The 19,883-nt window shown below is 62.7% G+C and carries 17 protein-coding genes; 11 read left to right on the plus strand and 6 right to left on the minus strand.

Annotated features, from left to right (window positions below; translation table 11 throughout):
• Nucleotides 1-6 precede the first annotated feature (6 nt).
• From PQR67_RS16375 to PQR67_RS16390, 4 genes are all read left to right on the plus strand, one after another.
• Nucleotides 7-1,089 carry a substrate-binding domain-containing protein gene (locus tag PQR67_RS16375; RefSeq protein ID WP_408461023.1) on the plus strand — a complete coding sequence of 361 codons (1,083 nt, stop codon included), beginning with the start codon at nt 7-9 and terminating at the stop codon, nt 1,087-1,089.
• Nucleotides 1,090-1,224: 135 nt separating this feature from the next.
• Entirely contained in the window at nt 1,225-2,589 is a 1,365-nt protein-coding gene (locus tag PQR67_RS16380) for an LLM class flavin-dependent oxidoreductase (RefSeq protein WP_408461026.1), read from the plus strand.
• Nucleotides 2,590-2,706: 117 nt separating this feature from the next.
• Nucleotides 2,707-3,462, plus strand: a complete 756-nt coding sequence (locus PQR67_RS16385; RefSeq protein WP_408461029.1) for an SDR family NAD(P)-dependent oxidoreductase — start codon at nt 2,707-2,709, stop codon at nt 3,460-3,462.
• Between the two features lie 15 nt (nt 3,463-3,477).
• The gene (locus tag PQR67_RS16390; RefSeq protein ID WP_408461032.1) at nt 3,478-4,317 is read left to right on the plus strand and encodes a CmcJ/NvfI family oxidoreductase; all 840 of its coding nucleotides are present in this window, start codon (nt 3,478-3,480) and stop codon (nt 4,315-4,317) included.
• Nucleotides 4,318-4,465: 148 nt separating this feature from the next.
• Here the strand turns inward: PQR67_RS16390 and groL are convergent, their stop codons facing one another.
• Both groL and PQR67_RS16400 read right to left on the minus strand, forming a co-directional pair.
• A complete protein-coding gene (gene groL / locus PQR67_RS16395; protein ID WP_408461035.1) occupies nt 4,466-6,106 on the minus strand; it encodes a chaperonin GroEL in 1,641 nt (546 codons plus the stop codon).
• 18 nt (nt 6,107-6,124) lie between these two features.
• Nucleotides 6,125-6,415 (minus strand): co-chaperone GroES, encoded by a 291-nt coding sequence (locus PQR67_RS16400; RefSeq protein ID WP_007177123.1) that lies wholly within the window; start codon nt 6,413-6,415, stop codon nt 6,125-6,127.
• Between the two features lie 292 nt (nt 6,416-6,707).
• Here PQR67_RS16400 and PQR67_RS16405 point away from each other — a divergent pair, with 292 nt between their 5' ends.
• Together PQR67_RS16405 and PQR67_RS16410 are read left to right on the plus strand one after the other, a co-directional pair.
• On the plus strand, nt 6,708-7,925 hold the full coding sequence (locus PQR67_RS16405) for an acyl-CoA dehydrogenase family protein (protein ID WP_408461037.1): 1,218 nt from the start codon (nt 6,708-6,710) through the stop codon (nt 7,923-7,925).
• A gap of 53 nt (nt 7,926-7,978) precedes the next feature.
• Nucleotides 7,979-8,323 carry a DUF3088 domain-containing protein gene (locus tag PQR67_RS16410; RefSeq protein WP_408461040.1) on the plus strand — a complete coding sequence of 115 codons (345 nt, stop codon included), beginning with the start codon at nt 7,979-7,981 and terminating at the stop codon, nt 8,321-8,323.
• 101 nt (nt 8,324-8,424) lie between these two features.
• Here the strand turns inward: PQR67_RS16410 and PQR67_RS16415 are convergent, their stop codons facing one another.
• Nucleotides 8,425-9,654 carry a porin gene (locus tag PQR67_RS16415; protein WP_408461043.1) on the minus strand — a complete coding sequence of 410 codons (1,230 nt, stop codon included), beginning with the start codon at nt 9,652-9,654 and terminating at the stop codon, nt 8,425-8,427.
• Between the two features lie 282 nt (nt 9,655-9,936).
• On the opposite strand from PQR67_RS16415, the gene PQR67_RS16420 reads away from it, so the two are divergent.
• The 5 genes from PQR67_RS16420 to PQR67_RS16440 all read left to right on the plus strand — a co-directional run bounded on the left by PQR67_RS16420 (nt 9,937) and on the right by PQR67_RS16440 (nt 15,685).
• Nucleotides 9,937-10,101, plus strand: coding sequence for a hypothetical protein (locus PQR67_RS16420; RefSeq protein WP_408461045.1), 165 nt, complete (start codon nt 9,937-9,939; stop codon nt 10,099-10,101).
• A 187-nt stretch (nt 10,102-10,288) separates the two neighbouring features.
• Complete coding sequence (locus PQR67_RS16425; protein WP_408461048.1) at nt 10,289-11,893, plus strand: ABC transporter substrate-binding protein; 1,605 nt, start codon at nt 10,289-10,291, stop codon at nt 11,891-11,893.
• A gap of 13 nt (nt 11,894-11,906) precedes the next feature.
• A complete protein-coding gene (locus PQR67_RS16430) occupies nt 11,907-12,887 on the plus strand; it encodes an ABC transporter permease (protein WP_408461051.1) in 981 nt (326 codons plus the stop codon).
• Between the two features lie 46 nt (nt 12,888-12,933).
• Entirely contained in the window at nt 12,934-13,905 is a 972-nt protein-coding gene (locus PQR67_RS16435) for an ABC transporter permease (RefSeq protein WP_408461054.1), read from the plus strand.
• A 64-nt stretch (nt 13,906-13,969) separates the two neighbouring features.
• Nucleotides 13,970-15,685 carry an ABC transporter ATP-binding protein gene (locus tag PQR67_RS16440; protein ID WP_408461057.1) on the plus strand — a complete coding sequence of 572 codons (1,716 nt, stop codon included), beginning with the start codon at nt 13,970-13,972 and terminating at the stop codon, nt 15,683-15,685.
• Nucleotides 15,686-15,787: 102 nt separating this feature from the next.
• Here the strand turns inward: PQR67_RS16440 and PQR67_RS16445 are convergent, their stop codons facing one another.
• From PQR67_RS16445 to PQR67_RS16455, 3 genes are read right to left on the minus strand one after another with little or no spacing between them, the layout of a single operon-like run.
• Nucleotides 15,788-16,654 carry a MetQ/NlpA family ABC transporter substrate-binding protein gene (locus PQR67_RS16445; protein ID WP_408461060.1) on the minus strand — a complete coding sequence of 289 codons (867 nt, stop codon included), beginning with the start codon at nt 16,652-16,654 and terminating at the stop codon, nt 15,788-15,790.
• Between the two features lie 41 nt (nt 16,655-16,695).
• Nucleotides 16,696-18,222: an amidase gene (locus PQR67_RS16450; RefSeq protein WP_408461063.1), complete on the minus strand. Its 1,527-nt coding sequence runs from the start codon at nt 18,220-18,222 to the stop codon at nt 16,696-16,698.
• 25 nt (nt 18,223-18,247) lie between these two features.
• Nucleotides 18,248-19,882 (minus strand): ABC transporter substrate-binding protein, encoded by a 1,635-nt coding sequence (locus PQR67_RS16455; RefSeq protein WP_408461066.1) that lies wholly within the window; start codon nt 19,880-19,882, stop codon nt 18,248-18,250.
• Nucleotide 19,883 lies beyond the last annotated feature (1 nt).

The following is a 19,883-nucleotide window of genomic DNA, read 5'->3' on the forward strand; positions in this document are numbered from 1 at the left end:
TCACTGATGAAATCGTTTCTTCGTCGCAAACCCGGCGTGAGCGTTACCGTGAGTCACACGTTGCGCACCCTTGCTCTCGCTGCGGCTACGCTGCTGGCCGGGGCCACCGCCTACGCGGCTCCGCTCAAAGGTGCGCCCGCACCGTTCGACAAGGGCGGCGTGAAGGTTGCACTCGTCAACTATCTGTCGACGGGCGATTTTTTCCAGGCCTATGAAGCCGGCGCGCAAAAGCAGGCCAAAGCACTGGGCATCGATCTGCGCATCTACGAAGGCCGTCAGGATGCGGCCGAGCAGCGTGAGCAGATCCAGCAGGCGATCAGTCTGGGCGTATCGGCGATTATCGTGAATCACGGCTTGCCGGAATCGCTCAAGGACGTCGTGCAGCGTGCGCTGGACAAAGGCATCAAGGTCGTCGCCTTCGATGTCGACCTGGGCAACCCCAAGGTGCCGCAGATCGAACAGAGCGATCACGATCTGGCCGCGCTGCTGCTCGATCAGGCGGTGAAAGATAACGGCGATACCTTTTCGGCCGGCTATGTGTATGTCGCGGGTTTCGCGCCGCTCGACCGGCGTGATGCGGTATGGCGCGACTTCAAGGCCGCTCATCCGAAGGTGCAGGAGAAGGCGCGCTGGGGAACGGTGGACAATCCGATCGCGCAGTCGGTGGCCAATCAGGCCGCGGCGGCCTATCGCGCCCATCCGGAGATTCGTGTGGTGTTCGCGCCATACGACGAATTCGCGCGCGGCGCGAAACTCGCTGCGGACGAGGCGAACCTATCGTCGAAACTGCGCATTTATAGCGCCGATATTTCGACCTCCGATATTGAGGCGATCCGCGCGCCGAATAGCGCATGGGTGGCGACGGCGGCGACTAACCCTGCGGTGGTCGGCGCGGTGTCCGTGCGAGCCGCGGCCCTGCTGCTCGCCGGACAGACGCCCGAACACCGGATCGTGGTCAAGCCGACGCTCATCACGCGTGACGATCTGGTGAAAAACAACATCAGGACGATCGCCGAACTCGGTGACAAATTCCCGGCATTTCGTTCGAGCGATGCCGCCACCGCCGCGTGGATTCCGGCAGCGGATTGAACCTGGGCACACGGACGAGGTGTCATGCGCGATTTCGCCGGAGCACGTCGACGACGGGGACCGGCGTCGTGACGCGCTCGCCTCGCAACCTGACGCGGCGAGCGATCTCGCCCTCAATCATCATTCTGGATTGTCATGAGCAAACGTAGCGGGCACCTGCGCCTCGGCGCTTTCCTTTATCCGTCCGGACACCACATTGCAGCATGGCGGCATCCCGACGCGCAGGCGGATGCCGGCGTCAACTTCCGTCACTACGTCCGGCTCGCGCAGGCGGCCGAGGCTGCGAAGTTCGATCTGATCTTTCTCGCCGACGGCGTGGGGACACGCGGCGACAACGTCGACTTTCTGAGCCGCACGGCGCATAGCTACGTCGCGCAATTCGAACCGCTCACGTTGCTGTCGGCGCTGGCGGCAGTGACCGAGCGTATCGGTCTGGTCGGCACGGCCTCGACGAGCTTCAACGAGCCGTATCACATTGCCCGCAAATTCGCGTCGCTCGATCACATTAGCGGAGGACGGGCGGGTTGGAATCTGGTCACCTCGTCGAGCGAGCACGAAGCGAAGAACTTCAATCGCGACAGGCATTTCGATCATGCCGAGCGCTATGCGCGCGCTGCCGAATTCGCGGAAGTCACAGAAGGTCTGTGGGATAGTTGGGACGACGATGCGTTCGTTCGCGACAAAGCCGAAGGGCGCTTCTTCGACCCACTCAAGCGGCACGTGCTCGATCACAAGGGACGCTTCTTCCAGGTCAAGGGGCCGTTGAACGTGGCCCGCTCCCCGCAGGGGCGCCCGGTCGTCGTGCAGGCCGGTTCGTCAGAAGCCGGTCGCGACCTGGCGGCAAAGACGGCCGAAGTGATTTTCACGGCGCAGCAAACGCTGCAGGACGCGGTGGATTTTTACGCGGACGTGAAAGGGCGCATGGAGGCTTACGGCCGTCATCCGGACGATCTGAAGATCATGCCGGGCGTGTTTCCGATTGTCGGGCGCAGCGAAGACGAAGCGAAAGAAAAGTTTGAACAGTTGCAGTCGCTGGTCGATCCAAGGGTGGGACTTGCACTGGTATCCGGGCTGACTGGCGGGTTCGATCTCTCTGGCTATCCCCTCGACGGTCCGATCCCGGAACTGCCGGAGACGAATGCCAGCAAGAGCCGGCAGTTGTTGACGCTCGAACTCGCTCGCCGCGAGAACCTGACGATCCGCCAGCTTTATTTGCGGGTCGCGGGGGCGCGCGGTCATTGGCAACTCGTCGGCACGCCCGCGCAAATCGTCGATCAACTCGAAGAGCGCTTCGTGAATCACGGCGCGGACGGTTTCAACGTGATGCCGCCGGTGCTGCCGGACGGCTTGACCGATTTCGTCGAACTGGTGGTGCCTGAACTGCGGCGGCGCGGTCTGTTCCGCGAGGATTACGAAGGCCGCACATTGCGCGAGAACCTGGGGCTGCGGCGGCCCGAAAACCGCTATTTTTCCGCGGCCAGTCTCGAATCCGGCGCATAACTTTCCACCATTCATTATTTCCTTCCTGCCCGGTCATCGCCTACGCTGAAACGATAGGCGCTTGCGTCTACTGCCGCCACGCGTTGCGTGCCGCGGCTACATGCAATGGAGATTCCAATGACCGGGACTGTCGAACAGGGGCAGAAGGGGACGCGTTTCGCGTGGATTGCCGGTGTGGGTGCGAGCGCCGGGTTGGGTGCGGCCCTCGCGCGCCGTTTCGCGCGGGAGGGCCTTGGCGTCGTCGTGACGGGGCGCTCGCATGAGCGGCTCGATGCGATCGTCGACGAAATCCGCCGCGCCGGCGGCCATGCGTTGGCAGCGCCGGGTGACGTCACGCGTGAAGAAGATCTGGCTGCGATCGCCGGGCAATTCGCGCACGACGGCACGCTCGAGGTCGCGATTTTCAACGCCGCCGGCGCGACGCGTGCGCCGACCCTCGAACTGAGCGCGGAACAGTTCGAGGCCGCATGGCGCGTGACGACGCTCGGCGGTTTTCTGTTCGCGCGCGCGGCGTTGCAGCCATTGCTGGCGGCTGGCCGAGGCTCGTTACTTTTTACCGGCGCGACGGCGTCGCTGCGCGGGCGTCCGCCGTTTGCCGCGTTCGCTTCCGCCAAAGCCGGTTTGCGCTCGCTGACGCAAAGCCTCGCGCGCGAGTTCGGGCCGCGCAATATCCACGTTGCGCATGTGGTGGTGGATGGCGGCATCGACGGCGAGCGCCTGCGCACAGCGTCGCCGCAGCGGGTGGCCGAGCGCGCGGAGGATGGTCTGCTGAATCCCGACGATATCGCCGACGCCTACTGGTATCTCCATCAGCAGGGGCGCAGTGCATGGTCGCAGGAAATCGACCTGCGGCCGTTCAACGAATCGTTTTGACGTGAGGGCATGAACATGAGCGATATCGTCATCGATGCACCCGTGTCCGCCGCAACGGTCGAGGCGGAGTTGAATTACCTCGAATTCACCGGCGAGAAACCGGTGTCATATCAGTACGAACCGCCGCCCGGCGTTCCGAAGCGCAGCGGCACATACCGGGCGCACCGGGTAAGCATTTCGAATGCACGCGTCGCGCCGCCGCCAGGCGTGTTGTCGCTCGATCGTAACGGCTTCGAACTGCATCGGCACGCTAGCGCATTGAGCGATTTCTCCGATCCGGCGAAGATCGAATCGGTGTACTACCCGGAAGCAGAACGGTTGCTGAAGCAGGCCACCGGCGCACGGCGTGTGGTCGTGTTCGATCACACGCTGCGGGACGGTAATGCTGAACGCAGCAATGGCGTCAGAGAGCCGGTCAAGTACATCCATAACGACCAGACGTTTGTGTCCGGGCCACGCCGGGTGCGCGATCATTTGCCGGCAGATGACGCAGAACGCTTGCTGCAAGGCCGCGTGGCGATCGTCAACCTGTGGCGTCCGATCGGAGAAACGGTGCAATCGTCGCCGCTCGCGCTCTGCGATTCGCGCAGTATCGTGCTCAACGATCTGGTGGCATCGGACCTGGTGTATCCCGACAAGGTAGGCGAGACCTATGCGTTGGTATTCAATCCGCGACACCGTTGGTACTATTTTCCGCACATGTCGCCGGATGAGTTCCTGCTGCTGAAGATCTACGATTCGGCGGGCGACGGAATCGCGCGTCTCACGGCCCATACGGCATTCGACGATCCCACTTCACCAGCCGCATCGCCGCCGAGAAAAAGCATTGAACTGCGCGCGCTGCTGTTCTTCTGAGTGAGCTTATGCGCTCCGCGCCGGCGCGGCAGGTTGCTGCGTTGGCGTGCGGCGCCTTGTCCGCGTGACACGCATATTCATGCTGCGGCACGCCGGCGTGCGCGCAGAAAAGCATGCCGGCGTGCGGATGCGACGCTTGCGTCGATCCTTAGAAGTCCAGGCCAGGACCACCCGCGCCCGGGCCGCCCGGCTGGCCGGCGGCCGGTGCGTCCTTCGGTGCTTCATGCACGGTGGCGTCGGTGGTCAACAGCAGACCCGCAACCGAGGCCGCGTTCTGCAGCGCCGTACGCGTGACCTTGGTCGGATCGAGCACGCCCGATTCCACCAGGTCGCCATATTGACCGGTCTGGGCGTTGTAACCGAAGTTACCCGTGCCTTCGGCCACCTTCGCGACCACCACGCTGGCCTCTTCGCCGGCGTTCGTCACGATCTGGCGCAGCGGTTCTTCAAGCGCGCGCAGCACAATCTTGATACCGGCATCCTGATCGGCATTGATGCCTTTGAGTCCGCTGATGGCCTGCTTCACGCGAATCAGCGCGACGCCGCCGCCCGGCACAATGCCTTCTTCGACCGCGGCGCGCGTGGCGTGCAGCGCGTCGTCCACACGGTCCTTCTTTTCCTTGACCTCGATTTCGGTTGCGCCGCCGACCTTGATGACAGCGACGCCGCCGGCCAGCTTCGCGACCCGTTCCTGCAGTTTCTCGCGGTCGTAGTCGGAGCTCGCTTCCTCGATCTGGGTGCGAATCTGCTTCACACGCGCTTCGATGTTCTTACTGTCGCCCGCGCCGTCGATGACCGTGGTGTTCTCCTTGCCCACCTCGATGCGCTTGGCCTGACCGAGTTCCGCGAGCGTCGCCTTTTCGAGCGACAGCCCGGTTTCCTCGGCGATCACCTGGCCGCCGGTCAGGATCGCGATGTCTTCGAGCAGTGCCTTGCGGCGGTCGCCGAAACCCGGCGCCTTGACGGCGACAGTCTTCAGAATGCCGCGAATGTTGTTCACCACCAGCGTGGCCAGCGCTTCGCCTTCGACGTCTTCCGCGATGATCAGCAGGGGGCGGCCGGCTTTGGCGACCTGTTCCAGAATCGGCAGCAGGTCGCGGATGTTCGATACCTTCTTGTCGTGCAGCAGCACGAAGGGGTTATCGAGCACGGCAACCTGTTTGTCCTGATCGTTGATGAAATACGGCGACAGGTAGCCGCGATCGAATTGCAGACCTTCGACCACATCGAGTTCATCGTCGAGCGACTTGCCGTCTTCGACGGTGATGACACCTTCCTTGCCGACGCGATCGATCGCTTCGGCAATCCGTTGACCAATCGACTCTTCGCCGTTAGCCGAAATCGTCGCGACCTGCGCGATTTCCTTGCTGGTCGTAGTCGGTTTGCTGATTTTTTTCAGTTCTTCGATCGCGGCGATCACCGCTTTATCGATGCCGCGTTTCAGGTCCAGCGGGTTCAGACCCGCCGCGACGTACTTCTGACCTTCACGCACGATAGCCTGTGCGAGCACGGTTGCGGTGGTGGTGCCGTCACCGGCGGCGTCGCTGGTGCGCGAAGCGACTTCCTTGACGAGTTGCGCGCCGATGTTCTGCACGCGGTCCGACAATTCGATTTCCTTGGCGACCGAGACACCGTCTTTGGTCACGATCGGCGAGCCGAAGCTGCGCTCCAGCACGACATTGCGTCCTTTCGGACCGAGCGTGACCTTGACCGCGTTGGCCAGAATGTTGACGCCTTCGACCAGTTTCGAGCGGGCGACGTCGCTAAAAATAATCTCTTTTGCTGCCATGGTTTGACGCTCCGTTCGTTATTGAGTGACCACTGCCACAACATCTTCTTCGCGCAGCACGAGCAATTCGTTGCCGTCGACTTTGACCGACTGCCCGGCGTACTTGCCGAACAGCACACGCTCGCCGACTTTCAGATCGGGCTCGATACGCTTGCCGTCGCTATCGCGCTTGCCCGGTCCAATGGCGATCACTTCACCCTGGTCCGGCTTTTCGGCTGCGCTTTCAGGAATGACGATGCCTGAAGCAGTTTTGGTTTCCTGGTCGAGACGCTTGACGATCAAGCGGTCATGCAAGGGACGTAGGCTCATGGTTCGACTTCCGCGATTGAGATTTGGCACTCGTCGGTGGTGAGTGCTGACCGGAATCGAGTATAGAAATATGCCGCGCCGCGCTCCAATAACAGATTCATCGATCCTTATCGGCGAATCGCATTTCAGAATCGCGCATATTCATAGCTTGAATTGCTTGTTCTGTGCTGCGTGCCGCGTCCCTATACTGGTCCGTCGCATCGGCACGTCCCGCGCGAAAACCGCTATTCCAGCTCCCAGGACACATAGCCGGGTCAAGCCTGATCCGTGCGCTTCTATAAGGAATCAAGGCATGCAGGTCTCTCAGGAAAGCGCAGCGCGCACGCGGCTTCAGGCGACGCTCAGCGCATTGCCGGCGCTCGCTGAAGCAATCGGCGAAGATGCCGCACAACGCGAAGTGCGTCGCGAGTTGCCGTTTGACCGCTTCGCTTTGTTTCGCGAATCGGGGCTGGGCGTGCTCCGTTTTCCGGCCGAGTGGGGTGGTCTCGGCGGTTCGCTTGAGGATCTCTTTCATGTGATCGCCACGCTGGCCGCGCATGAGTCGAATGTTGCGCACGCCTTGCGGATTCATTTCGATCTGACCGAGCAGTTGCTGCTGTCGCCGCGCTCCGCGTTCAACGACACGCAAATCGAGCGCGTACAGCAAGGGGCGATCTTCGGCGGTGCGTCGACTGAACTGGGTACCGCCAGACCCGGTGAAATCGTCACCAGGCTGGTGCGCGACGGCGAGCACTTTCGCGTGACGGGCAAAAAGTATTACTCGACCGGCACGGCGTTCTCCGACTATGCGCGTATCAATGTGCAGGACGAGAACGACGAGAAGGTGTCGATCGTTATCCCGGTGGCTCGCGAGGGCTTGCAGGTACTCGACGACTGGGACGGAATGGGACAACGCATGACGGCGAGCGGCAGCCTCGTGCTCGACAATGTGCAGGTATTGGCGCATGAAATCGCGACGCGCGGCTATACGAGTCTCGCAGGCCGTCATGGCAGCGCGCTGCGGCAGTTGCATCTGGTGACGGTCGCGGCGGGTATCGTGCGCAACATTCTGGCTGACGCGCGGCGTTACGTGACGCACTACGGGCGCCCGGTTCTGCATAGCCCGGCGGCCTCGGCGCGCGAGGACGGCTTCGTGCAACAGGTGGTAGGCGATCTCGCGGCGCACAGCCTCTCGATCGACGCGCTGGTGGCGCAAAACGCCCGCACTCTGGATCGATCGGCCAATGCCATTCGCAGCGGTGCGGCCAATGCGGAGGATCTCGTGCTGGAAGGGGCGTTGGCGACCGCCAAAACGCAACTGGTGGTCAGCAAGCTGGCGCTCCATGCGGGCGAGCGTCTGTTCGAAATCGGCGGGGCGTCCGCCACGGGGCGCGCTCACAATTTCGACCGTCACTGGCGCAATCTGCGCACCATCTTCAGTCATAACCCATTGCTGCATAAAGCGCGCGTGGTGGGCGATTACGAGCTGAACGGCGTGACCACGCACCTGACCGAAGGCCGCGTTTTCTGACGCTGCGCAAAGACGCTACCCTCCATTCACCCATCATCCCATCACTGAACGCCATGAGCCGAGATCTGCTTTTGCTGTTGGAACCGGGCTTCACCGATCCGAACCACCCCGGTGAGCGTTTTATCTGTCCGGATGGCGCGCCTATCGAAGGTTTGCTGGCGAGCGACCCGGTGCTCAACGCGCGCCTGGAGATTCGCCGCCTGCCGTTCCCGCGTCCGCGCGCCGCGGTTGTGGAGGCGCTCGATGCCGAGCACCAGAGTCTGCCGGTATTGATTCTCGGCGACGAACAGCCGGCGCCTGCCGATGCGCAGACGCTGGGCGAGAAACGCTTCGTGACGGATACGCGCCGGATACTCGACCTGCTCGCGCAGCGCCACGGTTTCCCCAAGGTGCATTGACGCAGCAGTGATGGCGCGGAGATGTCCGCTGATTCTGGCGCGCATCGTTCGTTGCGCGCTTCAGAAACAGCGGACACCCGGGCTGAGCGGGTGCGCCGGTCTCAGAACAGATGCTTGATGCCTGCCGAGACTGCCACCTGCTTGCTGGTGGCGGACGGCGTGAGATACCCGATCGCCGCGACGGCAGGCCGGCCCAGCGAGTCGGTGCCGCTGGCGTGCTGGTAGGCGCCGGTCAAGTACAGATCGGTGGCTTTCGAGAGTGAGTACGCGGTACCGAGATTCAACTGCTCGTACTTCGCGCTGCCCTTGCCACCGACACTTCCTCCCTCCGTATAGTCGAACGATGTGCCAAAGCGCAGGAACGGCGTTGCCTGATAGCGCAAGCTTGCACTAACGGTACTGAGCGTCGTCGAACCGCTGTAGTTGAGAGTATTGAGCGACGCATTCGAGCCCAGCCCGCGGAACTGTGTATTCGAATAGGCCGCGCCGAAAGTCGCACCGCCGCTCGTGTACGTCGTCGCGACCGAAATGGTCTGCTGCGTATGTGCCGATGCGAAACCGGCAATCGCGGGATTGGATTCGGGTGCCGTTGCCGAGCCGGCGGAACCCAGATTATTGCCCGTGGCGCTCGCATTGGCGTTAGTGCCATAGAGCGACGTATTCGGGTTGCGCGCATTGATGATCGACGCGGCGATCGCGAACGCTCCGCCGGTGTAGGTGCCCCCTGCGGACCAGAGTTGATTCTGCGTCACGTTCCCGGCCACACCGCCCACGCTGTACAGCGCGCCGAAACGGAAGCCGCCGAAAGAGTTCGACAGGTACTTGACCGAATTGTTGATCCGGTGCGTGAAGTTCAGATTGTCATAGTCGGCCGGATGGATCGCGAGGTTGCCCCAATACCAACCGTTGAGTAGCGGCGATATGAACTCGACGGATGTGTCGGCCTGGCGTCCCAAAGTGAAGGTGCCGTAGCGCTCGGCCGTGACCCCCACCCACGCCTGGCGGCCGAACTCGGTGCCCCCTTGTCCCAGCGCGCCGCTATTCACGCTGAGTCCGCTTTCAAGCTGGAACACGGCCTTCAATCCACCGCCGAGATCTTCCACGCCTTTCAGGCCCCAGCGGCTTGACGACAGGCCCGATGAGCCGCTGTCGAACTGCGATACCTGCGTGCCGCCCTTAGGTTTGCCGGAAGCGGACGTTGAGGCGGTTTGCGCGTTGTTCGTATACGTGACGTTGCCGGTGACGATTCCATACAGCGTGACGCTGCTTTGAGCCGTTGCGGTGCCGGCCATTAAAGATGAAACGCTAAAAGCGAAAAGCAGTTTTTTCATGATTGTTGGAATCTATATTTTGCGAGCGTCGGAGAAGTGACGATTCATGAGCGATGAATCGAGGGTCGTTTTGAAGCGACGAGTAACGATAAGCAAAACGAATTTATTGAACAAACAAGAAAATTCGATATGGATATCGACGATTTCCGCTGAATGTGCGCTGAAACGGCGATCTTTAAGCGATAACACCAACCATCGACAATAGATACGCAATCCTCAATTGATTCGTTCTTTTGTCGCGTGGCGATTGATATCTTGCGGCGCATCCGATAGACATTGCGGATGCTTTGCCGGTTGGCATCGCGCTCGAAAGTGGTGGCGCGTGACCTGCCGATCGTCAATCTCGTCACGCTCAAGCAAGTGACCCTCCACAACAAACGCGTGCACAACCATACGGTGACCGCCGACGGTCTGGGTGGAAATCTGGCCGATGTGTTTCTTGCATGAGGTGACGATCCAGAACGGTGCATGGCCTTTCCTTCGCATCGTGCTTAGCATATGCCTAACGATTGGTTCGTTTGCTGCCGCAGCGGCTTTATCGTGAGCGCTGCGGCAGCAGCATGGCCGAAACAATCATTAACGCATTTCATTCGGCCGCGACGGGTCGAATCATCGGCAAAAGGAACGGGATCACATGGCAGGGCTGAATCGACGCGAGTTTCTGATTTCTTCGGGCGCGGCGCTCGCGGCAGCGGGCATGCCCGCACTGACGTTCGCACAAGGCGACACCGCTGCGCCGAAGCGGGGCGGCACGCTCAACATGCTGATCAATCCGGAGCCGCCGGTGCTCGTGTCGATCTTTCAGACCACCGGCCCGGCGCTCGTTGCGAGTTCCAAGGTGCTTGAAGGCTTGCTCGCCTACGACTTCGATTTGCGGCCCAAACCGCAACTGGCCACGGCATGGACCGTCAGCCCGGATGGCTTGAAGTACACGTTCACGCTGCGGCAGAACGTCAAATGGCACGACGGGCAGCCGTTCACCTCAGCCGATGTCGCATTCTCGATCGATTTGCTCAAGGCGGTGCATCCGCGTGGCCGCAGCACGTTCGCCAATGTGACGCGCGTAGCCACGCCGGATGCGCGCACGGCGGTAATCGAGTTGTCGAAGCCGGCACCGTATCTGCTGAAGGCATTGTCCGCGGGCGAATCGCCGATCGTCCCCAAACACCTTTACGCTTCGGGCGACCCGCTGTCCAATCCGCACAACAACGCGCCGATCGGCACCGGGCCATTTCGCTTCAAATCGTGGACACGTGGTGCCAATATCGTCTACGAACGCAATCCGGACTACTGGGACGCCGGCAAACCCTATATCGACGGCCTTGTATTCAAGGTGATTCCGGACGCCGCCGCCCGGTCCGCCGCCTTCGAAACGGGCGCGCTCGATCTGGGCGGTGAAAATCCGGTGCCGCTCACCGATCTGCCACGTCTCACGCAATTGCCGCAACTGGCCGTTGAAACGCGCGGTTATCGCTTTCTGGAGCCGCTCGCCGAAATCGACTTCAATCTCGATCATCCGATTCTCAAGGATCTTCGCGTGCGCCAGGCGATCGCTCACGCGATCAATCCGCAGGTCGTACAGCGCACGGTAGCGTATGGCTATGCCGATCTGTCACCCACGCCGATCACACCGGGTTCTCCGTATCACGACGCCGGGCTCACGCCGTATGCGTTCGATATCGGCAACGCCGAAAAACTGCTCGACGCAGCGGGTTATCCGCGCAAGGACGGCGGCGTGCGCTTCGGTCTGACGCACGATTTTCTGCCGTATGGCGACATGTACCGCCGCCAGGCAGACTACGTGAAGTCGGCGCTCGCAAAGGTGGGGATCGACGTCACGGTGCGCTCGCAGGATTTGCCGGCGTTCCTGAAGCGGGTCTATGCGGATCGTCAGTTCGATTTCACCAGTATCGGCGTCAACACCCTGTTCGATCCGAGCGTGGGGGTTCAGCGCCTGTACTGGTCGAAGAATATCCGCCCGGGTGTGCCGTTTTCGAACGCGCCGCATTACAGCAACCCCGAGGTCGACCGGCTGCTGGAAAGCGCGTCGATCGAAACCGACGAAAGCAAACGCGTCGCGCTGTACCAGCAGTTTCAGCAGATCGTGTATCGCGATCTGCCGATTCTCAACCTGGTCGCGCCACGCATGGTCACGCTCGCGAATCGTCGCGTTCACAACCATACGGTTTCCGCACAGGGCCTCGAAGGCAACCTCGCGGATGTCTATCTGAGCGCATGACGGGAGAGACACGATGAGCCGACGTTTGCGTTTCGCCGCGATTGCCCGCCGTACCGCGTGGCAGGCACTGCCGACGGTGATCGGCATCGTGATCCTGAACTTCTTTCTGCTCAAGCTGATGCCGGGCGACGCCGCCGATGTGCTGGCCGGCGAATCCGGCTCCGCAACGGTGGAAACGATGCAGGTGCTGCGCGCGAAGTTCGGGCTCGATCAGCCGGTGCTGCACCAGTTATGGTCGTACCTCACGCATCTCTCGCATTTCAGCCTGGGTTATTCACCGCGTTACGACATGCCGGTGATGCAACTGATTCTGTCGCGCCTGCCGAATACGTTGCTGCTGATGGGCGTGGCCTTGTCGTTCGCGATCGTGGCGGGCGTGGTGCTCGGCGCGGTGATGGCGCATTGGGCCGGCAGGTGGCCCGACCGGGTGCTGTCCGTGCTGGCCTTGCTGTTCTATTCGACACCGGGTTTCTGGATCGGCCTGCTGGCGATCGTGTTGTTCTCGGTGCATCTGGGCTGGCTGCCGAGCGGCGGCAACATCACCCTCGGCGTGCAACTGCACGGATTCGCCTATTTTGCCGACGCGGCCAAACATGTCCTCCTGCCTGCCGCGACGCTGGCGACCTTCTTTGTCGCGATCTATGCGCGGCTCACGCGGGCCGCGATGCTGGAAGTGCAACGCCAGGACTTCGTGCGAACCGCCCAGGCCAAGGGCTTACATCCGTGGCGCGTGACGGTGCGGCATGTGTTACGCAACGCGCTGATGCCGCTCACGACGATCATCGGAATTCATTTCGGCACGCTGTTGGGCGGCGCCGCCGTGACCGAGACAGTATTCAGTTGGCCGGGTCTTGGACGTCTCGCGCTCGACGCCGTGATGGCGCGCGATTTCAGCGTATTGCTCGGCGTTTTGCTGCTGTCGTCGCTGCTCGTGATCGTCGCTAATGTGCTGGTCGATCTGCTGCAGGCGTGGCTCGATCCGCGCGTCGCGTGACGGATTTAATAGGTATGCCGAACTGTTTTATTTTCAGAGGAATGAAATGGCTTCCGACTCTTCCAACCTGATTGCTACGCCGCCGGAACCCGCGACGTCGCCGTGGCGGCGTCAACTGGCCGGCACACTGTTCGGTCAGCGGCGTGCCGGTGCAACTGCTGCGTCCGGATCGCGCGGCGTGGGGCGAGGTGTCTGGCGCGCGCTGTTGCGCAACCCGTCCGCGTTTGCCGGGCTCCTCTTGCTGGCGGCCTTTATCACGCTTGCGTTCAGTGCCGGGCACCTGTTTCCGGGCGATCCGCTCGATATGGTGGCGGCGCCCTTCGAATGGCCGGGTGCCGACCCGCAATACTGGCTCGGCACCGATTCGCTGGGACGCGATGTGGCGGCGGGCATCGCGCACGGCACACGCGTGTCGCTGCTGATCGGTGCGGCGTCGGCCGGCATCGGTCTGGTGATCGGCACGCTGGTCGGCGCGACAGGCGGATTTTTCGGCGGCGTGATCGACGATCTGCTGGTGCGCGTGACCGAACTTTTTCAAACAGTGCCATCGTTTCTGCTGGTGATCGTGATTGTGGCGATCGGCCGGCCGAGCGTGACGATCATCGCGCTGGCGATCGGCATCGCCTCGTGGCCCACCGTGGCGCGGATCGTGCGCGCTGAATTCCGCACGCTGCGCCAGTCGGATTTCGTGCTGGCCGCGCGCAGCCAGGGGTTCGGTAACGCACGCATCATCTTTGGCGAGATTTTGCCGAACGCGTTGCCGCCGGTGATCGTCACCGCATCGGTGATGGTGGCGAGCGCGATTCTGATCGAGTCGTCGCTGTCGTTTCTCGGCATGGGTGACCCGAACGTGGTGAGCTGGGGCGGCATGATCGGTGCGGGTCGCGACTCGCTGCGCACCGCGTGGTATCTGACCGCCATTCCCGGCGCGGCGATCGTGCTGGCCGTGCTCGCGCTGAACCTGCTCGGCGACGGTCTGAACGACGCGCTCAATCCGCGCTTGCGCGAACGCGTTTGAAGCACGGCTCAAGCGCAGCTCAAGAGCGGCTCAAGAGCGGCCGACAACGTACAAAGGATGCACTGTGGCAAACCTGCTTGAAGTACGCGACTTGCGCGTCAGTTTCGGCGCGCACGAAGCGGTGCGTGGCCTGAGTTTCGATATCGCGCAAGGCGAGACGCTCGCGCTGGTCGGTGAATCGGGTTGCGGCAAATCGGCGACGGCGCTTTCGTTGATGCGCCTCGTGCCCACGCCGGGACGCGTGACAGGGAGCCTGCGCTTCGACGGCCGTGAATTGCTCGATCTGCCGGCGCGCGAGATTCGGGACATTCGCGGCAAACAGATTTCGATGATTTTCCAGGAGCCGATGACGTCGCTCAATCCCGTGCTGTCGATTGGCGCGCAGATCGTCGAGACCTTGCGGCAGCATGAGCGTCTGTCCAAAGCGGCGGCATGGAAGCGTGCCGTTGAACTGCTGGAACTGGTGCGAATTCCGGAACCGCAGCGGCGCGTGTTCGATTTTCCTCACGAGCTGTCCGGTGGTCAGCGGCAGCGCGTGATGATCGCGATGGCGGTGGCCTGCCGTCCGCGTCTCCTGATCGCCGATGAGCCGACCACCGCGCTCGACGTCACGATTCAGGCGCGCATTCTCGATCTGCTCGACGGATTGCGCCGCGAGTTGTCGATGTCCTTGCTGCTGATCACACACGACCTCGGTATCGTCGCCCGTCACGCGGATCGTGTCGCGGTCATGCTCGCGGGTGAGAAGGTGGAGGAAGCGCCGGTTGCGCGGCTCTTCACGCAACCGCAGCATGCGTACACACGTGGCCTGCTCGGCGCCTCGCTGAATCTTGCGGACGATCTGCATTATCGCGGCTGGAAGCTGCCCGAGATTCGCCACGGCATCGGCGAAGATGGCAAACCGGGTTTCGCGGTGGTTCCGCGTTCGGTGCGTACCGGGCGTTTCGTTGCGGATGCCGATCCCACACAAGGTATTGCTGCGGACAGCGAAGCGCCGTTGCTTGCGCTACAGGACGTGCGGATCGACTACCCGCAACGGCATGGCAAAACCACGCTGCGTGCCGTCGACGGTGTTTCGCTGCAGATTGCCCGGGGCGAGACGGTCGGCCTTGTCGGCGAATCCGGCTGCGGGAAGTCGACGCTCTCCAAGGCGATCTTGCGGCTCGTGCCGACAGCGGAGGGCGAAATCCGTTTGCGCGGGACCGATCTCGTGCCGCTGGGCGAGCGCGAATTGCGGCCGCTGCGCCGTCACGTGCAGATGGTGTTCCAGGACCCGTATGCGTCGCTCAATCCGCGCCGTACCGTGGCGGAGATTCTCGATACGGTGCTGGTGGTGAACGGGATTGGCAACGCGCAACAGCGCCGCGCACGGATCGCCACCATGCTCGACCGGGTAGGGCTGCCGAGCTCCGCGCTCGGCCGTTTTCCACACGAGTTCTCCGGGGGACAGCGGCAACGCATCGGCATCGCGCGGGCGCTGGTGCTGGAACCGGATCTGCTGATCTGCGATGAGCCGGTGTCCGCACTCGACGTGTCGATTCAGGCGCAGATTCTCAATCTGCTGGTCGACCTGAAGCGTGATCTGGGGCTTGCGTATCTGTTCATCTCGCACGACCTCTCGGTGGTGCGTTATATCGCCGATCGCGTGCATGTGATGCAGGCGGGACGGATTGTCGAAAGCGGGCATCATCGGGACATCTGGCGTGCGCCGCAGCATCCGTATACGCGCACGCTGCTCGACGCGATTCCCGGCAAGACCTTCGACGCGCAGGCGGCGTAGTCCATAGACGTCCATGCAAGGCCGCACAAGGCGGTTCAGAGGGTACCGGGCAGGGCGGCGAATGGTGGAGAATGCGCCGCCCTCGCTTTTTCTCAAACGGCCTCACTCATTGCCGAAGTACGCCGGCAGGCGAAAGCCGTCATAGAAGCGATTGCCGCGAATCGCACGCTGGAAATCCACCGACTGATACGCCTGCACGATGTCCTGGGTCGAGCGCGCAGCGCGGTTGCTTGCCTTGACGACCACCTGGTTGATATACGGTGGCGTCATGTCCTCGAGCGCCAACGCATCGGTCAGTTTGTGGCCGCTGAAGATCGCGAAATTGCCCTGAATCGCGGCGTAATCGACGTCGTCGAGCGCGCGCGGCGCCTGTGCCGATTCGAGCGGGACGATCTTGATGCCGGCCGGATTGGCGATCACATCGCGTTCGGTCACGTCGACAGGATTCGGGTTCGGCTTGATCCTGATCCAGCCAATACGCTGGAGAATCTTCAGCGCGCGTTCCAGATTGACAGGATCGTTCGGCACTGCAACGCGCGCGCCGGGCTTCACGTCCGCAAGCGAATGATGTTTGTTCGAATAGAGTCCCATTGGCGGTGTCGGAACCTGCACCACGCCGACCAGATCGGTGCCGTTGCGATCGTTATACGACTTCAGATAGACCTCATGCTGCATCACGTCGGCTGCGATTTCGCCGCGATACACCGCCTGATTTGCTTCGAGCCCGGTACTGAACTCGACGTATTTGATCGTGTAGCCTTTCTTGCGCAATTGCGGTTCGACGCCCGCTTTGAATTCATCCGCGTAGGGGCCGGGCACGAAACCGACCCGTAACTCCTGCGCGGTGCCGCCGATATCCGAGGCATACGCGGCATAGGTGGTGAAGGTGGCGAGCGTGGCGGCCAGCAGAACGGCGCCGGTGAGGCGCCGCCTGAGCAGTGAAGGTACTGCTGCAAGGGATCGGGACATGATGAGTGGATGAGCGGGTGAGAAGTAAGGAGACGGTGTGCTTATCGGGCCGCGCCCGCTTCATAACCGGGCGGCACGAGAAAGCCGCCGTAGGCTTCTTCCAGCAGGCGCGCGAAGGCAATCGGCGTACGGTCTTCGAGCCACGGTCCTACCGCTTGCGCGCTGACCGGCAAGCCCTCGTCGTCGAGGCCGAGCGGGAAACTGGTGGCCGGCAATCCGGGCAGCACGGGCAGGCCTGCCCAATAGAAGAAGTCGAGGAAGCGCACCTGGCGCACGCCGTCTTCGTAGGCCACCGGATAGGTTCGGGCGTCTTTCGGTTCGTCGTGGTTGTGGCGAAACGCGGGCACCGGGGCGACCGGCGTCACGACCACGTCGAACGATTCGAAAAGCCGTTCCCATTGATGCCGCAACGCATGACGTCGTTCGTCGGCTTTGAGCCAGTCGCGGTGCGCAAGTGTGGGCGCGCGCAGCCAGGCGGCGTCGGCGCTGTCGTCGTCCGCAGCGAGTTCGGTGAGTCGTTGGCGGGCTATTTCGCTTGGAGCAGGCGGCTCGGCGAGCGACGAACCGAGCAGTGTCCGGTACAACGGGTGCGCGCGTGCCAGATCGGGCAGCAGACCGGCGGGCAGATCGGCGGGGCGGCTCACCTGGGCGCCCTGGGTGCGCAAACGCTCGACCACACGCTCAGTGACCAGGCGTTCCGACAGGCTGCGTTCGGTGCCGGGCCATGTGTCGATGACCAGCACGCGAAAATCGGCGAGTTGGGCATGGCGTGCGGGCGGCAAGCTCACGCGCCACGCTTTGGCGGTCAGCGGATCGCGATTGAGCAGCAGATCCAGCGCGAGTTCCAGATCGCCCGCACTGCGCGCCAACGGACCGGCCACGCTCAGATCGCGGGCGGAAAAGCGTCCCGGCGGCGCGCCGGCGCCCTTGAGCGAGATGAGGCCGTAACTGGGCTTGTGACCGTAGACGCCGGTAAAGTGCGCGGGAATGCGAATCGACCCGCCGATATCGGAGCCGAGCTCCAGCGCGACATAGCCCGCCGCAAGCGCCGCCGAAGAGCCGCCCGACGAACCGCCAGGCGTGCGCGCCAGATCCCATGGATTGCGCGTCACGCCGTAGACCGGGTTGTAGCTTTGCAGGTCCGTCAGGCTGATCGGCACGTTGGTCTTGCCGATAATCACCGCACCGGCTTCACGCAGCGCGGCCACCGCGAGCGAATCGCGTTCGGCGCGATTCGCCGCGAAAGCAGGGTTGCCGACGCTAGTGACGAGCCCCGCCACGTCGAACGATTCTTTCACCGTGACCGGCACGCCCAGCAATGGGCGCCGTTCGCCGCGCGCCAACGCGGCATCGGCCTCGCGGGCCGCGGCGCGCGCCGCGTCGTGGTCGTGCGCGATCACGGCATTCAGCTCGCCGTCGAAGCGGGCGATGCGCGCGAGGCTGTGTTCCAGCAGGTCGACGGCCGACACGCGGCCATCGGCCAATGCTTGTGCCTGCTCTATTGCGCTGGCGAAAGTCAGTGCGTTGAGAACGGCGGACTTCGGATCATCCAGTTGATGGGCGGTCATAATGGGCGGGTCTCGTTTCGACGTGTCAGGTTTTGGGTTCGATCCACGTGTCGGACAAATCGCCGGCGATGAGATCGATGCTGTTGGTCAGGTTGTGAACCCTTGCGTGATAAACCTGCACCGCCGGGACCGTGACGAGCGGCAGCACCGGCAGATCGCGGCCGACGATCTGCTGGATCTGCCGGAACGCGGCCGCCCGGCGTGTGTCGTCGGTTTCGATGGCGGCCTGGCGAAACAGATCATCGACCTGCGGATTCTGATAGTGCGATGCGTTGATCCAGATGAGCGGATGCTTGACGCCGTCCGACCAGTAGATGCGTTGCACGCCGACGGTCGGGTCGTAAAGACGGCCCAGCCCATTCAGGTTCAGATCGAACTCACGCGCCGTATAAGCCCGGCGCAAGTAGGCCGGCATGTCGCCGTCGAGAATGGTTGCCTTGATGCCCACACGCGATAGCGCGGCGCGCAAATACTCGGCAGTGCGTCGGAAATCGGTGCCGCTGATGTAGTTGATCTTGAGCGCGAAGCGTTGCCCGTCGGCCTGTTTCGTATAGCCCGCTTCGTCGAGCAGGCGGTTCGCGGTGCTCAGGTCGAAGGGATAGTGGAACGTGCTGTCGTCGTAGTAATTCGCCAGCACGGCCGGCACCGGCGAGTCGACCACGCTCGAGCGCTTGTAGAAGACGTTGTCCTTGATGAAATTGCGGTCGATCGCGTGCGCGATGGCCTGACGTACTTCAGGCTTCGCGAGTATCGGATTTTCCACGTTGAATTCGAGGAAAGCCGCGTTATTCAGGTACGCGTCGTAGCTGTCGTCGATTCTCAGTTGTGGCAGTTTCGCGAGCCGGCCGAGGTCGGCCAACCCCACGCCGGTTGCGGCGTCGACTTCACCTGTTTCGAGCGCGGCCGAAATGGCGCCCTGATCCGGCACGATCCGATAGATCACCCGGTCGAGGTGCGGAGCGCCCGCGCGCCAGTAGTTCGGGTTCTTGCGCAGGCTCACGTAACTGCCGCGCACCCATTTATCGAAGACAAAGGGACCGGTGCCGATCGGCGCGTTGAGATTCGGGCTTGTTAGCGGATCGCCGTCACCGTAGCGGTGTTGCGGCACGATCGGCAATTCCGCCGACGACAGTGCCTTGATCAGATACGGCGTGGGCTTGCCCAGCACCACAACGGCCGTCAACGGATCAGGTGTATCGACCCGCTCGACATTGGCGAGTGTGATGCGTCCGCGCGGTCCGAGGCGCTTTTGCGTGAGGATCGAGTAGCGCACGTCGGCCGAGGTGAAGCTTTCGCCGTCGTGCCATTTCACGCCCGGCCGCAGTTTGAAGGTGTACTGAAGACCGTCGGCGCTGGTGCTCCATGCGATCGCCAGTAGCGGTTGCGGCCTGAACTGCGCGTCATAGCGCAGCAGTCCCTCGGTGATTTTGGCGCTGATGTTGCGGATCACCGTGTTGGTGTCGAGCAGGGACACCAGCGACGGCGGCTCCTGGGGCACCGCATAGGTGAGCGTGCCGCCTTGCGACGGTGTGGCGCTCTGGCCGGCTGCTGCTGTAGCGGTGGCTGCGGCCGCATTAGCGAGGGCAGGCCAGGCGGCTGCTGTGCCGGCGGAAAGAAAGGCCAGCGAGGTCTGCAGGAACTGACGACGGTCGAAGGTCATG

Source organism: Paraburkholderia fungorum, from assembly GCF_046026025.1.
GTDB classification, from domain to species: Bacteria; Pseudomonadota; Gammaproteobacteria; order Burkholderiales; family Burkholderiaceae; genus Paraburkholderia; species Paraburkholderia fungorum_E.